Source organism: Pedobacter sp. Leaf216, assembly GCF_001421515.1.
In the GTDB taxonomy this organism is placed as follows: domain Bacteria; phylum Bacteroidota; class Bacteroidia; order Sphingobacteriales; family Sphingobacteriaceae; genus Pedobacter.
In genome coordinates this window covers 289,870-305,698 of the sequence record NZ_LMKM01000007.1, presented here as the reverse complement: position 1 = coordinate 305,698, position 15,829 = coordinate 289,870, and the positions used below count along the sequence as shown (strand labels likewise).

At 37.0% G+C, this 15,829-nt stretch carries 12 protein-coding genes; 4 read left to right on the top strand and 8 right to left on the bottom strand.

All coding sequences use genetic code 11. The annotated features are described in order from the left end of the window. Positions 1 to 23: 23 nt before the first annotated feature. The gene (gene rsmG, locus ASE74_RS06460; RefSeq protein WP_055905913.1) at positions 24 to 659 is read left to right on the top strand and encodes a 16S rRNA (guanine(527)-N(7))-methyltransferase RsmG; all 636 of its coding nucleotides are present in this window, start codon (positions 24 to 26) and stop codon (positions 657 to 659) included. Between the two features lie 101 nt (positions 660 to 760). Here the strand turns inward: rsmG and ASE74_RS06455 are convergent, their stop codons facing one another. The 4 genes from ASE74_RS06455 to ASE74_RS06435 form a co-directional block, all read right to left on the bottom strand. Beyond that, positions 761 to 1,735: a M28 family peptidase gene (locus ASE74_RS06455; RefSeq protein ID WP_055905910.1), complete on the bottom strand. Its 975-nt coding sequence runs from the start codon at positions 1,733 to 1,735 to the stop codon at positions 761 to 763. A 422-nt stretch (positions 1,736 to 2,157) separates the two neighbouring features. Further along, positions 2,158 to 2,367 (bottom strand): hypothetical protein, encoded by a 210-nt coding sequence (locus ASE74_RS06445; protein ID WP_055905907.1) that lies wholly within the window; start codon positions 2,365 to 2,367, stop codon positions 2,158 to 2,160. A gap of 286 nt (positions 2,368 to 2,653) precedes the next feature. After that, the gene (smc, locus tag ASE74_RS06440) at positions 2,654 to 6,193 is read right to left on the bottom strand and encodes a chromosome segregation protein SMC (RefSeq protein WP_055905904.1); all 3,540 of its coding nucleotides are present in this window, start codon (positions 6,191 to 6,193) and stop codon (positions 2,654 to 2,656) included. A gap of 211 nt (positions 6,194 to 6,404) precedes the next feature. After that, on the bottom strand, positions 6,405 to 8,708 hold the full coding sequence (locus ASE74_RS06435) for an ATP-dependent helicase (protein WP_055906596.1): 2,304 nt from the start codon (positions 8,706 to 8,708) through the stop codon (positions 6,405 to 6,407). Positions 8,709 to 9,115: 407 nt separating this feature from the next. On the opposite strand from ASE74_RS06435, the gene ASE74_RS06425 reads away from it, so the two are divergent. Further along, positions 9,116 to 9,439 carry a DUF493 family protein gene (locus ASE74_RS06425; RefSeq protein ID WP_235526021.1) on the top strand — a complete coding sequence of 108 codons (324 nt, stop codon included), beginning with the start codon at positions 9,116 to 9,118 and terminating at the stop codon, positions 9,437 to 9,439. A 78-nt stretch (positions 9,440 to 9,517) separates the two neighbouring features. On the opposite strand, the gene ASE74_RS06420 is transcribed toward ASE74_RS06425, so the two are convergent. The 4 genes from ASE74_RS06420 to ASE74_RS06405 form a co-directional block, all read right to left on the bottom strand. Further along, positions 9,518 to 10,543 carry a PH domain-containing protein gene (locus ASE74_RS06420; protein ID WP_055905894.1) on the bottom strand — a complete coding sequence of 342 codons (1,026 nt, stop codon included), beginning with the start codon at positions 10,541 to 10,543 and terminating at the stop codon, positions 9,518 to 9,520. A gap of 110 nt (positions 10,544 to 10,653) precedes the next feature. Continuing rightward, complete coding sequence (locus ASE74_RS06415) at positions 10,654 to 11,022, bottom strand: PH domain-containing protein (RefSeq protein ID WP_055905891.1); 369 nt, start codon at positions 11,020 to 11,022, stop codon at positions 10,654 to 10,656. Continuing rightward, a complete protein-coding gene (locus ASE74_RS06410; RefSeq protein ID WP_055905888.1) occupies positions 11,022 to 11,570 on the bottom strand; it encodes a PH domain-containing protein in 549 nt (182 codons plus the stop codon). Before ASE74_RS06410 ends, ASE74_RS06415 begins: the two co-directional genes overlap by 1 nt. A gap of 57 nt (positions 11,571 to 11,627) precedes the next feature. Then, complete coding sequence (locus ASE74_RS06405) at positions 11,628 to 12,602, bottom strand: SGNH/GDSL hydrolase family protein (RefSeq protein ID WP_055905885.1); 975 nt, start codon at positions 12,600 to 12,602, stop codon at positions 11,628 to 11,630. A gap of 302 nt (positions 12,603 to 12,904) precedes the next feature. On the opposite strand from ASE74_RS06405, the gene ASE74_RS06400 reads away from it, so the two are divergent. Both ASE74_RS06400 and ASE74_RS06395 read left to right on the top strand, forming a co-directional pair. Then, entirely contained in the window at positions 12,905 to 14,275 is a 1,371-nt protein-coding gene (locus tag ASE74_RS06400; protein WP_055905881.1) for a dipeptidase, read from the top strand. Positions 14,276 to 14,835: 560 nt separating this feature from the next. Continuing rightward, the gene (locus ASE74_RS06395; RefSeq protein WP_055905878.1) at positions 14,836 to 15,816 is read left to right on the top strand and encodes a glycoside hydrolase family 43 protein; all 981 of its coding nucleotides are present in this window, start codon (positions 14,836 to 14,838) and stop codon (positions 15,814 to 15,816) included. The last annotated feature ends 13 nt before the right edge of the window (positions 15,817 to 15,829 follow it).

The window sequence follows — 15,829 nt, the reverse complement described above, 5'->3', positions numbered from 1 at the left end:
CAATAATCTTTAGTAACTACAATATGCTTGATGTAAAGCCCGATATCGTTTTAAAATATTTCCCAGATTTAAGCGAAAAACAGATTGCACAGTTTTCGCAACTGTTTGAATTATATAGCTTTTGGAATGCACAGATCAATGTAATTTCAAGAAAAGATATTGAAGAGTTATATGAACGCCATGTGTTACACTCATTAGGGATTGCGAAAGTTTGCACTTTCAAAGCGGGCGAATCGGTTTTAGATGTAGGTACAGGAGGAGGGTTCCCAGGCATTCCTTTAGCCATTCTGTTTCCTGAAACAGAATTTTACCTAGTGGATTCTATCGGAAAAAAAATTAAAGTTGTGAAAGAAGTGGCTTCGGCCCTGGGTTTGGAAAATTTAAGGGCTGATCATTTAAGGGCAGAGCAGATTAAGGAGAAATTTAATTTTATTGTATCACGAGCGGTTACACGTTTAGGCGAATTTTATCCATGGATACAAGGTAAATTTAAAAAAGATTCATTAAATGCGATTTCTAATGGAATTTTGTACCTAAAGGGTGGTGATTTAGCTGAAGAAATTAAAGAATCTAAACTGAAAGCAGAATTATATCCACTTTCAGCTTATTTTGAGGAAGATTTCTTTGAAACTAAATATGTGGTTTACGTTCCGCAATAATTAATGCGCTGTTTCAATTTGATTTGATGCCAGCTCGATTTTACCAACATGAATTCCATTTATATTGGCACACGAATTTAAACGCTGCAACGCTCAGAAAATTAAAACTTTTCCGACTTTCTTGGATTATCCATCATAATCATTTTATCCTTTAATAACTGCTGTAGACCTGTTTGTTTATCAATATTTTTTACCACATCGAGTACGGCGGCAGCGGCATTACTAAAAAAGGGTTTAGTGATTGTCGAATATTCGTCAGTAGCTTTGTGGTAATCTTTATGGTCTTCTACACCGAAATATAAAAAAGGAATGTTTTTAGCGTTAAATGCACCATGATCGCTCTGGTTGGTCCAGTCATCATGGCCTTGTTTTGGATCATCATGACCGAAAAGTAATTTAATGTTGGTTTTAGTCGTATCTACATACTTCTTTAAATCCGGATATTTGAAAGTCCCGCAGACATAGAGTTCACCTTTATCACTATGGCTAATCATATCCATGTTCAAATCAACAGCAATTGTATTGATGTTTACCGGAGGATTGGAAACAAATGCCTTTGCACCCTGTAAGCCCATTTCTTCGGCATCGAAAGAGGCGAAAATGATCGTGTTGTTGGGTTTGTTTTTGGCAAAATAGGCTGCAATTTTTAATAATCCTGCAGTTCCGGATGCATTATCATCAGCGCCGTTAAAAACTTCGTCTTTTACTACGCCCAAATGATCATAATGTGCAGATACCACTATAACATTGCTACTTTTACCCGGTATGTATCCGATAATATTGGTTCCGTTTACCTTTGCACCAGATCTTCCGTTAAAAGTAAACTCCTGTGCGTAATTTACATGTTGAGGATATGATTTTAAACCTAATTTCTGAAACCGCTCTATAATATAGGCCCGCGCCATTTCTGCTCCTTTAGTACCTGTTTTTCGACCCTGGTAAGCATCAGAAGATAATACTTCCACATCTTTTAGCAGTTGGGTATCTAGTTTGCCTGAAACTGCTGTGTTTTGATTTTTTACTGATGAACAGCTGCTTAGCATAATAGCTAAGGGAATGATATATAGAATTTTCATAGTTATAATAGATTACTGCCAAAACAATTTTAAAATAGTTGGATACAACTTGAATTTTTCATCGGCGGATAATAAGATAGCATCTTTTCATATCGCTGAAGAAATTATTAACCGATCAAATGGATCTCTGTGCACATTCAACAATGGGACGTTATTATAATTGAAAATTGGGGAATTTTCAATTGATAAAAAAGTAAAACCATCTAAAAGTGCTTGATTATAAATGTCCTCAACAGTTACACTGAAGTGGGGAAGTTTACCAAGAGATTGTTTTATTGAGATTTCGAATGAACTAATTTGACTAAAGTAAACGATATTTTTTATGTTTTGAATAATATCCAAAACTTTTTTTGGGATTTTTGCACTGTTTTCCTGAAACCAAAGTAAGCAATGAGTATCTAAAAGATAGTAATTATATGCCATTACATGTACTCTTTTAAATCATCTAGAGGATCGTTAAAATTTTCTGGGATTGATATTTTACCTTTCAGCGCACCCGGAATTCTTTTTAAGATAGCTGGTTGTTCATCTGTAAGAAAGGTAACAATAACCTCTGTTTTTGTTTGTACAGGTGCTTTTTCTTTCAACGTTATCTTTCCTTTTTCGTAATATCCTTTAACTGTAGCTAACATATCCTTAAGTTGTTATAACAAATATACATTTTTCATTATGCTATTCAAACACTGTTAAATGAACAGCATTGCGTTTTTAAACCTGATGGAAACGGCAGCTCCCGACAAAAAGTCGGGACTATAGTGTACAGCAGGGCTGAAGACCGAGAAAAGCTGTTGCTTTCATTTCTAATAAAAAAAACTAATAAAAGTTTGTGCCGGGACAGCTTATCGGCTTAAAAAGCCTTATCGCAATAGAAGAAATGGTAGGTTTTGCTTTGGTCTTTCAGGTTTAACTTTTAAGCTTTTACGCCGCCACTTCCCTTAAATCAACCGCTACAACTCTCGAAACGCCTTGTTCTACCATGGTTACGCCATAAATGATATCGGTGCTGGCAATGGTCCGTTTGTTGTGCGAAACGATGATAAATTGCGATTGATCGGAGAATTTTCGGATGATATTATTGAATTTATCGATGTTGGTATCATCCAATGGCGCATCAACCTCATCAAAAATACAGAATGGAGCAGGTTTTAGCAGGTAAAGCGAAAACAATAACGCTGTGGCAGTAAGCGTTTTTTCTCCGCCAGATAACTGGTTGATGGATAGCGGTCTTTTACCTTTCGGACGGGCAATAATATCAATATCAGCTTCTAAAGGATTGTTAATGTCCGATAAAATCAGGTCGCAGCTATCTTCTTCATTAAACAATGAGCGGAAAACCACAATAAAATGTTCACGGGCCTGGGTAAAGGCCTGCATAAATTTATCTTTAGCAGTGTCGTCTATCTCTTTTATGGTTTGCAAAAGATCCGTTTTAGCAGCATTAAGATCTTTCTTCTGATTTTGAATAAAAGTATATCGTTCTTCCATTTCCTTAAAGGCCTCCATTGCCATAGAGTTGATGGCACCAAATTCGTCTAACTGCCGTTTCATTTTCTCAACTTTCTGGCGGAGATCGAATTCACTCTCTAAAGCTTCTATTTCGGTATCGGTATCTAAAAGATCGTTAATGTCTATGTTAAATTCAACAGCCAAACGTTCTTTTAACGCATTCAGATCAATTTTTAAAGCATTTTTCTTATCCTTTATTTCTGTAAGTAAGAAATCGGTTTCCTCGCGGTTTTTACGGATATTAGTCAGGTCGTTTTCCACCTCGTTAATGCTTCCTTTACTTGTAAAATATGCTTGTTCTGCTTCAGCAAGCCCTTTTTCCATTTCTTCACGTTGTTGATACATTTCTAAAAGTGTATCGTCGGTAAGATCGGTATGTTGTAATGTTGCCGTAATCTGGATGAGTGCTTCCTGTAATTCTTTATCATTTTGGGCAATGCGCTTGTTTAACGCTTCTTCCTGTACAAAACGGTAATCCAAATCTTTTTCTAAGCCTGATAACTTATTTTGTTGCTGGTGAAAACGGATATTATCCTGATTGTATTTACCTGCACTTTCATTCACCTGATCGGCAATTTCCTGATAATTAAGTTGTTGTTCCTGCAAATTTACGTGTGCTTCCTGCTGGTCTTTTTGCAATTGAACCAGTGCGGGCAACTTTTCTGATAATGCTTTTTCAATAGAAACTATTTTTTGCGCAATATCTGTCTTGCGGTTTTCACTGGTGGTGATAAATTCCTGGTATTGATCGCGGCGGGTTTGAACCGAAATGTGTTCGTTATTTAAACGGTTCATTTCTTGTTGCAAAGCACTGATCTGATTAATTTTTGAAGCCTCTTTTAAATCAAAAATATGATCAGTTTCGGTTTTAATTGCCGTATTGTATTGGTTGATCAAAACTTCTGAAGCCTTAATTTCCTTAGCGAGATTTTCTAAATTTTTAGCCCTTCCAATCCTTTTTCCCTCAAATAACCCTACAGAACCACCTGCCAAAGTAAATTTAGTTTGTGCATATTTCCCATTTTTGGCCAAAATGGTTAAAGTATCGGTAGGCGTTGTTTTAAATAGGTTTTCTTGGTCGGCTACAGCTATATATACGTTTTGTAACAACAAATTACAAAGGTTCTGGTACTTTTTGTCGACTTCTATTACTGATAAAGCTGATATCAAACCTTCATGAGTACCAATAACAGGATTTTTATCCGGCACATTTTCTAAAATGAAAAAATTAGCCCGTCCACGGCTGGCATCGGTTAAAAGGTTAATCGCCTGAACAGCATCGCTATACTGATCTACCACATAATGGTTCATTACCGGTTCGAGGTAATTTTCAATGGCTATGCGGTAATCTTCATTACAAAATAAAATATCCGAAAGGAGCAAGGCACTTTTAGCAAATGCATTGTTTTTCTTTAAAAAACGGATAGATTCCGGAAAGCCTTCCAAGCTATCAACCAATGATTTGGTGAGGTTATATTCATTTTGTTTGGCATCCTTTTTCCGGTTTTCGGTAGCCAGTTTTTCTTTGTTCGAACTTAAATTGATTTCTGAAGCGGCGAGTTTTTCTTTTAAAATTTCTTCGGCCTCGGTGAGGTTTTTAATTGTGGCCTGCTTTTCTCTCACCTGTATATCTAATTCGGCCAAAGCATGGTCAAATGCTTTTAATTCTAATGTTTTGGTTTCTGTATCATCAACATTTCGGTTGGTTTCCTGTACCAAAGCATCTTTTTGAATATTCAGGATATCAATCTCTTTTTGTGATTGATACACTTGGTTTTGAAGTTCGTTAACAGATTTTATCAGGTTATCAATCCTGTTTTTTTCAGTTTGCTGTTGTTCGCGTAACGTATTAAGTGTAGTTTTTAAGCTTTTTAAATCAGATTCAAGTTTGTTAAAAACCTCGGTTTCTGTTACTACCTCTTCGTTTAAACGTTTGATGTTGTATTTAATGTGGTTAACCTGGTTCTTATCTTTTTCGAGTTCGCCAGATGAACGCGTTTCCTTTTCCTGTAAAAAACGCATCTGCTCATTTTTTACCTTTTTTTCGCTTTCGTAAGCACGGATTTTAGAAACAAACTCGTTTGTAGCCTTTTGTTGTACAGAGAGATTTTTTTCCTGATTGATGCTTCCCAATTTAAGCTTTTGCAGCTCAGCTTCACCAGTATCTATTTTAGCATTGAGTTCGGTGCGGTTTACCTGTTGGTTTTGCTCCTGGATTTCTAAAGCGTTTAAATCGGTGCGGAAAAATGCAATCCGGTGTGTAGCCAATTGAACACTCAACTCGCGGTATTGCTCTTTTAATTTATAATAACGTTCTGCTTTGCGGGCTTGGTTTTCTAAAGTTTTAAGGTTTTTTTCAATCTCAAAAAGCAAATCTTCAACACGTTCAAGATCTGTTTCAGTATCTTTTAACTTACTGAAAGTCTGTTTTTTACGTAATTTATACTTAGAGATGCCCGATGCTTCTTCAAACAGCGAACGGCGACTGTGTTCTTTATTGGTAATAATTTCATCTACCATTTTAAGCTCAATGATCGAATAACTATCAGAGCCGATTCCAGTATCTAAAAATAAGTCGGTAATGTCTTTCAACCTGCACTGAACATCGTTTAAACGGTATTCACTATCGCCATTTCTATAAAGTTTACGGGTAACGGTAACTTGCGAATAGGCAGTGGGAAGAATATTTTTGGTGTTGTCAAAACTTAACGAAACCTCAGCAAGCTGAGCCTGCTTACGGTTTTTTGTACCATTGAAAATGATGTTCTCCATCTTTTCAGAACGTAAGGCTTTGGTACTCTGTTCACCCAAAACCCAACGCATCGCATCAATTACATTGGATTTTCCGCAACCATTAGGACCAACAATAGCGGTAACCCCTTCATTAAAATTGATGGTCACTTTATCGCCAAAGCTCTTAAAACCTTTAATCTCTAATCTGGTAAGTTGCATGGTTTGTGATCGGGAGAACCGAAACCAATATTAAGGATAATTTTATGGTTTTTCAAGTTTTAACCAGGGTAATTTAAACCGCAAAGTATGCAAAGAGAAAAGCGAATAGGGTAGGTTGCCCAGGTTTTTCATATAAACCACAAAGACACAAAGATCACAAAGATTAGCGAAGAAATTCTTAATGTACTTGGTGCCTTTGTGGTAAAAAAGGCTATTTTACAATCATTAGTTTTGCAAATTTAAGCAGCAATTGCTTGTTGCCCAAACCCTGAAAAAATACGGTTGCCTTAACATCTGGTAAAGTACCTTCTAAACTGATGATTTTACCGAAACCGAATTTTTCGTGTTCCACTTCCATACCGCCTTGAAATTCGTGTGCCTGTGATGGTGTAAAACCAGGGGTGGGTACGTGTGCCTTTGCCAATAAGGACGTTGTTTTTGGTCGTACTGGTGGAGCAGATGCAGTTGCACCTGCAGCTGGCTTTGGTTTGCTAATGAAATCGCGAGGCTGCGATGTCCATGATTTCCGTTCATCATCAAAACTGCCTTCAAAACTGGTAGATTTGGCTGGTTTAACATCTAACTCTAAAAATTTCGGACTTATTTCATTAATAAAACGGCTTGGTTCGCAATTGGTTAATGTTCCCCAACGGTAACGCGAGGTAGCATAAGTAAGGGTTAGTTTTACCTCGGCACGGGTAATGGCCACATAAAATAAACGGCGTTCCTCTTCTAAATCTGTCCGGTTGGTTAACGACATTTGAGAAGGGAACAGGTTTTCTTCCAAACCTACTATAAATACATTTTTAAACTCCAAACCTTTAGCCGAGTGGATCGTCATTAAAGAAACGGTATCTTTATTTTTGTCGCCATCTTTATCATCGTTAGTTAAAAGGGCAACATCCTGCATAAAAATATCCAGTCCTTTTTCTTCGATATCTTCACGCTCTGCAAATTCTTTAATACCGTTTAATAACTCCTGGATATTTTCGTATCGCGCGCGTCCTTCAACGCTATCATCGGTATAGAGTTCTTTCAAAATACCAGCATGCTGCGCAATAAACAAAGCGGTATCGTAGGCGTCGAGCTTTTTCGCTTCTGCCTGAAAACTTTGTACCATCATGGCAAAATCGTTAAGCTGGTTTGCTAAACGGCCATCAACATATTCGTGCGCGTTCGAAATTACATCCCACATGGTTTTGCCATTTTGATCTGCAGCAACAATAATCTTATCAATAGAAGTATCTCCAATACCACGTTTTGGGTAGTTGATTACCCTTTTTATGGCTTCTTCATCTTTAGGATTAAATGTTAAACGGAAATAGGCAATTAAATCCTTAATCTCCTTACGTTGGTAGAAAGATTGGCCGCCATATATACGATATGGAATATTTAATTTGCGTAATCCTTCCTCCATAGCCCTGCTTTGTGCATTGGTACGGTATAAAATGGCAAAATCGTTGTGTTGATAGCCTTTTGTGCTCCTTTCCTGAATAATGGCTTCGGCAACCAGCTTTCCCTCTTCGTTATCTGTAAAAGCCCTCGATACTTTAATGCGGTCGCCAGGTTCGTTATCAGAAAAAACATTTTTTTCGAGCTGATTTTTGTTATTCGCGATGATACTGCTCGCTGCATCCACAATATTTTGGGTAGAACGGTAATTCTGCTCTAATTTATAAACCTTTAAATCAGGATAATCGCGCTCAAAATTTAAAATGTTCTGGATATTGGCCCCACGGAAAGCATAAATACTTTGTGCATCATCACCCACAACACAGATATTCTGATAAGCGGCAGCCAGTTTTTTTACAATGGTATATTGCGAAAAGTTGGTATCCTGGTACTCATCCACCATCAGGTATTTAAATTTCTGCTGGTATTTATTCAATACATCCGGATGCTCTTTTAAAAGGATGTTCGTTTTAAAAAGCAAATCATCAAAATCCATCGCACCTGCCCTGAAACAACGTTTGGCATAAGTTTCGTAAATCTGGCCAATTAAAGGGCGTTTATTCTGAATATCTTCTGCCTGTATCTGGTCGTTAGCCTGGTATTCTCCCCATGAAATTAGATTATTTTTGGCCGATGAAATTCTGTTAAAAACAAAATTCGCGGCGTATAATTTATCATCCAGCTGCATTTCTTTCAAAATTGCACGGATTACACTTTTACTATCATCGGTATCATAAATGGTAAAATTGTTTGGATAACCGATTTTTTCAGCCTCTACGCGTAAAATTTTTGCAAAAACAGAGTGAAAAGTTCCCATCCAAATGTTTTTCGCCTCGGCACCAACCACTTTACTAATACGCTCGCGCATATCCTTACTCGCTTTATTGGTAAAGGTTAAAACCAGAATGTTAAAAGGATCTGTGCCGGTTTGAATGAGGTGGGCAACACGAAACGTAATTACCCTGGTTTTGCCCGAACCCGCACCCGCAACAATCATTACCGGTCCTTTTGTGTTCTCTACTGCTGCTCTTTGTTGTGGGTTTAATCCTGCTAAATAATCCAAATCGGCTCCTGTTTTTTTGAGGTTCAAAAATAACAATTCCTGTGGCTTTTTGCCAAAGTTGTTAGTAATTAGTTTTAAACCGAACCAGCCTGCTGTAATTATTGCAGACTGGTTTTGCTACATAGGCAAGGATGCAAGGATTGGCATCGGAAAAAGATTTACAACCTATTGGCAAACAAAAAAACTTACAAAATTTTTTGTGTCACATTTTCTTGTGACAGTTTTTTTGGTCACAAGAAAAACGGTCACAAAATATAATTTTCATGCAATGGGGAGTTGATTAAACACTATTAAGATATTTTCTGTCGATTATTGCTAATTTCTATATTCTCAGGTTATCAAAACGTGATAGGCTGTCAGAATTACATCCTATTTATTTGGGTATAGAATTTGATATGTTTTTAGAAATGGACGAGAAAAAAATGAATAAGGATATTGAGTTTTCTGATATCCCGGAAGGGGCAAATACAGATATTTATGCCAATTTAAAAGAGAAATTGGAAAGTGTTGAGCAGTTTCCTGGTATTTACAATTTTAAATTTATAATTACTGGTGGTTTGGACAAGATCCAGGAACTACGTGCAATTTTACCTGATGATGAGTTTATTGAACAACCTTCAAAAACCGGTAAATATGTATCGATTACAGTAAAAAAGCAAATGCAAAATGCCGATGAGGTGATTGCTGTTTATAAGCAAGCAGGAAACATCAAAGGGATTATGATACTGTAATTGCTGAAAATAATTATGCTGAAGCGTAGCGTTAAAATTTTCCGCTACGCTTCATTTAATGCTATTATTGGTGAGGATTTACATCCAATTTTCGTTTCTGCTTTCTACCTGATACAACCAATAATTTACCAATAATTTAATTTCTGTGTAATTGCCATATTTAAAATGAATTTGGCCGGCAGCGGTGTGTAGTGATAGGTGACCTACATCTACACCTTTATGCCAGGGAAATTGAAAAGTGGTAATGGCCTGAATTTTATCTGGCTTTACAATTTCGTTGGAAATATCCCAAATGCCACTCTTTTTGATAATAAAATCTTGGTTTACTGCAAGCCGGTGCCTTTTGTAACTGATGTAGATCATTAATATACCAATTGCCAAATAAGCAATGGCAATGCCTATATAGGGCTTTATTTCGGGTACATTAAACGCAATGATCAGGAATATGCTTACGGGCAATACCAGTTTAAAGAAAATTGGTAAATTTAGAAAGCGCCAATCGGGAATAAAAGTTTTTCCATGTAATTGTGCTTCACCTAAAATCATTTTTAACAGTTCATCCCGCTCAGTAGGGTTACAGCCAGGAATTTCCAGTGTATTTCCCTGCATTTCGTGTCCTTTTTTACTTTGACCAAAATGAGCCTGCCTTAAACTCATGTTCAGCATATTCATCTTTTCCTGGAAATAATTCTGACTATATTTTGTTATCTGAACTTTATCGGGGCTAATGATCGTATTTTTCTTAGCAATTAAGCCTGATGAAAGTAGGAGGGTGTTTTTATGCTGGCTAATTTCGAGTTCGAAATATTTATAAAATGTTCTTATCAGGTTAATCAAAAGTAACACAACTAAAAGGCAGGCAATTAAAATAAATACCGTTACTATAGTTAACATGCCTGTTACAGTGCTCTGAATTTCATCTTTATTAATTTTAAAAGCATCGAGTACCTGCCTGCCTTCATATATAACTGTATAAAAAAAGGCAATCAGCAATCCCATGCTTTGGCCATAATTAGAAGTTAGGCCTACCTTTAACAAAGTCCACGCACTGATTTTTAAAAACGGTACTTCTGCGGTTAAATTCTTGTCTTGCGCTACTTCCAACTGTGTTTCTGCCTCTTCTTTTCGGTTTAAAAGATGTTCTTTAAGGTTATAGGCAGAAATTTCGTCGATAGCTCTTATGCTTACTTCATCTCCGTGAGCACCCGCAGTATCTATTTAAGGCCATAAATTCCAATAATTTTTTGCAAAATGTTTTGATTAATATTAACCTGCTGTATTTTATCAAGCTGAATAATTACCTGGTCGCGGCTAAAAATCCCTTTGTTCACTACAAATTCCTGTTTTTCTTTATCTAAAAAGAAAGTAAACTTTAGGTACCATAAATAGGCAAAAAATGCACTCACCAGCATGATAAAAGCAATGCCCAGCAAAAGGTATATAAAAGTAGAGGTTGGTAATTTAATAAAGGCTGCAACAAATACAAAAAAGGTTCCTTTAGCTATCTGTAAAAAAGTATGGGCACCCATTATAATAATGCCAAATGCCGATTCGCGTTGTGGTTTACTAAAGTCGTTATCCATTATGCTTCAGTTTCTGGTAATGGTTTTTCGAGCAGATCGAGTTTTTTCAGCAATAAATCCCTAATGCTTCGGGCTTCATCAATGGCGATGCCTGAAATGCGGATATGGCCGCTTTGGCCACCTGCCGTAAACAGTTGTAGCGATCCTAATTTGTATGCTCTTGAAAAAATACCTTCATTTAATTCAATATGCTGAATTCTGTTTAACGGAACAATCGTTGTAGATTCTGCAATGATCCCATTTTTATAAATTACATCGTGCTTACGCATTGCATAACCCCTTTTTTTAAAGCTTAAACGGAAAAGCAGAAAGGAAATAACAACCAGAACGATATAAGCGGGGATTATCCACACTGCATTTGGCCTTATTTCTTTAAAAAGTAGAAGTAATGCAGTTGTACCCATGCCCAGGATGCCGAAAAAGATTAGCAAGTTAATGCAAATGATTTTCCAGTAATCCGGATGCGGCTTTTTAAGCGTTATCTCTTCATATTTTGGTAGTTGATCGAGATCAATGGTTTCATTGGTAAATAAGGACGCTGCAGACATGGTTAAAGATATAAAAACATATTAATCTACTGTGTAGACAATTATTTAAATCTTTTGTTACCGCGCTACAATAAACTTTTTTGCTGTATTATACTGGCCGGAATCAGAAGATATTTTGAAAAAATATATACCCGGTACAAAGGTTGAAGTATTGATTTCTAAGGTGTGTTTTCCGGTATTGAGGTATTCATTTACAACCGTTTTAACCAATCGGCCCATCATGTCGTAAATCTGTATGTTAAGTTTGTCCGATTCAGGCAAAACCACATCAATAAACGTTTGCATTGCCGCAGGGTTAGGATAGTTTTGAGAAACGGTAAACTTTAAAAACTTATCAAAAATAGCTTTGTTAACGGCATCAAAAATTACGTAACTAACTAACCGGTAGCCCCGTGCATTGGGGTGGAAGGCATCCTGATACAGCGTAAAATCGCGTCTCATTGCGGCATTTACATCTGCAAGGTAAATTTTGTATTCAGTGGCCAATTTTCTGTAGGCGGCGTTAATGTTCCTGATATTGGTATTAACCGCAACATAACTCTTATTTGTTCTATCGTCTACAAACTGAAGGGTACATATAATTGGAACTAACTTCTGTTTTAAACTGGAGGTGATAAAAACGCGCATGTTCGAAACCGTTTGGGCCAAGCTGCCTTTACCTGCGGCAATAGACAACGCATCGTTTATGCCCATATCAATTACAATAAAACCTGTTCTGTTGGCTATTGCGTTATCAATTCTGAGTAAACCCTGAAAAGTAGTTTGACCACCGATACCGTGATTGGTAATATCGACTACCTTATTGGTATAACAGTTTAAAAAATTATTCTGAAGCATGGTTTGGAAACCAACTCCATTTACACCTTCTACCGTGCTGGCACCAAAAGTTACAATGTTAATACTGTCTTTAGCGTAATATTGGGCGGCTTCGGGGCAACTTACCCGAGTTGGATTTGGAGCCTGGGCGAAAGCAGAAGTACGGACAAACAGAAGCAGCAGCAGAGATAAAAATACTTTTGCGCTAAACTTCATTGTTAAAATTCTTTCTTACAGGATTTAAGGATATCTGTTATGGGGCGCAATTTACAAAAAAGTAAATAGAAATGGTGCTGCAACATTCTTTTTTACAAACATTAAATTATTTTTTTGTATCGGTTAAAAGACGGTTTTAATTTTAAAAAATTAAGGGTTGGTTTTTAGCTATGGCAAAAAATAAATAAACATTTTAACTGTTTGATTATTAGCTGAGTTTTACGCCCTGGCCCGGATAATTTGTAAATACTTACTGTGCCATTTATTTGGTAAAGCCTATATTTGTCCAAATTCATTTTGTTATGCAAGAGATTAAAAATTATGTAGAAACGCACAAACAACGTTTTTTAGATGAACTGTTTGAGTTATTGCGTTTTCCATCGGTTAGTGCTGATCCGAAATATAAAGGAGATGTTTTAAAAACTGCCGATTATGTTGCACAGAAATTAAAAGATGCTGGTGCTGATAACGTTGAAATTTGTCCGACTGCAGGATATCCTATTGTTTACGGAGAAAAAATTATAGATGCTTCATTACCCACTGTATTAATATATGGCCACTATGATGTTCAACCGGCCGATCCGTTAGAACTTTGGCACACACCACCTTTTGAACCTACTGTACGCGATGGCAAAATTTATGCACGCGGTGCTTGCGATGATAAAGGACAGTTTTATATGCATGTAAAAGCATTTGAACTGATGATGGAAACCAATACCCTGGCTTGCAACGTTAAATTTATGATTGAGGGCGAAGAGGAGGTAGGTTCTGCAAATCTTGGCATTTTTGTAAAAGATAATGCTGCACGTTTAAAGGCTGATGTGGTTTTAATTTCTGATACCTCAATGATCAGCATGGATCATCCATCTATTGAAACCGGTTTGCGTGGTTTGGCTTATATGGAGGTAGAAGTTGTTGGCCCGAACCGCGATTTACACTCAGGTGTATATGGTGGTGCTGTGGCCAATCCGGCTACTATACTTTGCAAAATGATTGCTTCCTTACACGATGAAAACAACCACATTACAATTCCTGCATTTTATGATAAAGTATTAGAATTAACTGATGAGGAGAAAAAAGCATTAAATTCTGCACCTTACGATGAAGCTGAATACAAAAAAGATCTTGATATTGATGAGGTATGGGGAGAAAAAGGATATTCTACTTTAGAGCGTACAGGAACCCGCCCAACATTGGAAGTGAATGGAATATGGAGTGGATATATTGGCAAAGGCGCCAAAACCGTATTGCCAAGTAAAGCAAATGCAAAAATTTCGATGCGTTTGGTTCCTCACCAAAGTTCAGAAGAAATTGCAGAAATATTCACCAAACATTTTGAAAGCATTGCCCCTAAAAATGTTAAAGTTAAAGTTACCCCTCACCATGGCGGCGAACCTGTAGTAACCCCAACAGACAGCGTTGCTTACCAGGCAGCAGAAAAAGCAATTGAAGATAGCTTTGGTAAAAAAGCAATCCCTACGCGCGGTGGAGGAAGTATTCCTATTGTGGCACTGTTCGAAGATGTTTTAGGTATTAAATCGGTACTTTTTGGCTTCGGTTTAGATAGCGATGCTTTACACTCGCCAAATGAGAAATATGATATTTACAATTATTATAAAGGAATAGAAACTTTGCCTTTGTTCCATAAATATTTCGCAGAACTGAGTAAATAAGCTTGATTAATTTATGCGTTCTGACGCAACAGATCGTCATTTCGAGCGGAGTGCAACGTAGTCGAGAAATCTATTTTCAGCAGATCTCTCCATTTCGCCAACACTTCAGTCGAGGTGACGATTTTTTTTGAAAACGAGCGGTTCTGTTTTTTATAGGTACTGTAGTCCCGCCATCGCTTATAGTCCTCATTTCGCTGCGCTCCATTCCGGGCTATTTAGCTTTGTCGGGTTTATTAGATAAAGTGTAGTTCTTTTTTGAAAGGCTTGTTATTGCGATGGGCTAATTATGCATCCTGCAGCCCTGATTAGTAATGGTAGCCCTGCAACCTAAACCTCACCGTAGTGTTAAACCCGCTGGCCGAAGCATAAGGCCGGGGATTTGAAACGAAGGGTAGGACTGCTTTAACTGAATTGCTACGGGTTTTGCTTTCCTATACAACTAAATAATTTTAACGTTTATGATCAGTCTGAGCGTAGTCGAAGATCATATCTATCTCTTTGCATCTGGAAATAGAATAACCTAAATTTTTTTAATAGCTATTTTTTTCTAAATTGGTACCATGAAATACCTATTCTCTTCACTTTTACTTTTATCAGGGCTTGCTTCTTTTGCTCAGGATACTAAAACGATTAACCAATCTGGCAATCCAATCTTTCCCGGCTGGTATGCAGATCCCGATGCTGCCATTTTCAATAATAAATATTGGGTTTATCCTACTTATTCTGCAAAATACAAGGAACAGGTGTTTTTAGATGCCTTTTCGTCTGACGATTTAGTAAAATGGAAAAAACATCCCCATATTTTAGATACGGCAGCCGTAAAATGGGCCAATAAAGCGATGTGGGCACCCGCAATAGTACAAAAAGACAAAAAATATTACCTGTTTTTCGGTGCAAATGATATTCAAAGCGATAATGAGGTAGGAGGGATTGGCGTTGCTGTTGCTGATAAACCGGAAGGACCATATGAAGACCATTTAGGGAAACCTTTGGTTGATAAGTTTTACAATGGTGCACAGCCGATTGATCAGTTTGTGTTTAAAGACAAAGATGGTCAGTATTACTTAATTTATGGAGGCTGGAAACATTGTAACATCGCCAAATTAAATAAGGATTTTAATGGTTTTGTGCCTTTTGAAGATGGAAAAACCTTTAAAGAAATTACACCTGATAATTATGTTGAAGGGCCATATATGTTCATTAGAAATGGCAAATACTATTTTATGTGGAGCGAGGGCGGCTGGACTGGTCCGGATTACTCTGTAGCTTATGCTGTTGGCGATTCACCTTTTGGACCATTTAAAAGAGTGGGTAAAATTTTAAAACAAGATGCCGCAATTGCTACCGGCGCAGGTCACCATTCTATAATTATCAATGAGAAAAAAGGAAAATATTATATCGTTTACCACCGTCGCCCGTTAACGGAAACTGATGGAAACCACCGTGTTACCTGTATTGATGAAATGAATTTTGATGCTAATGGGAATATTCTTCCGGTAAAAATTACAAATGAGGGTGTTAAAGCCCAACAAGTAAAATAATTGCTGTTCGGCT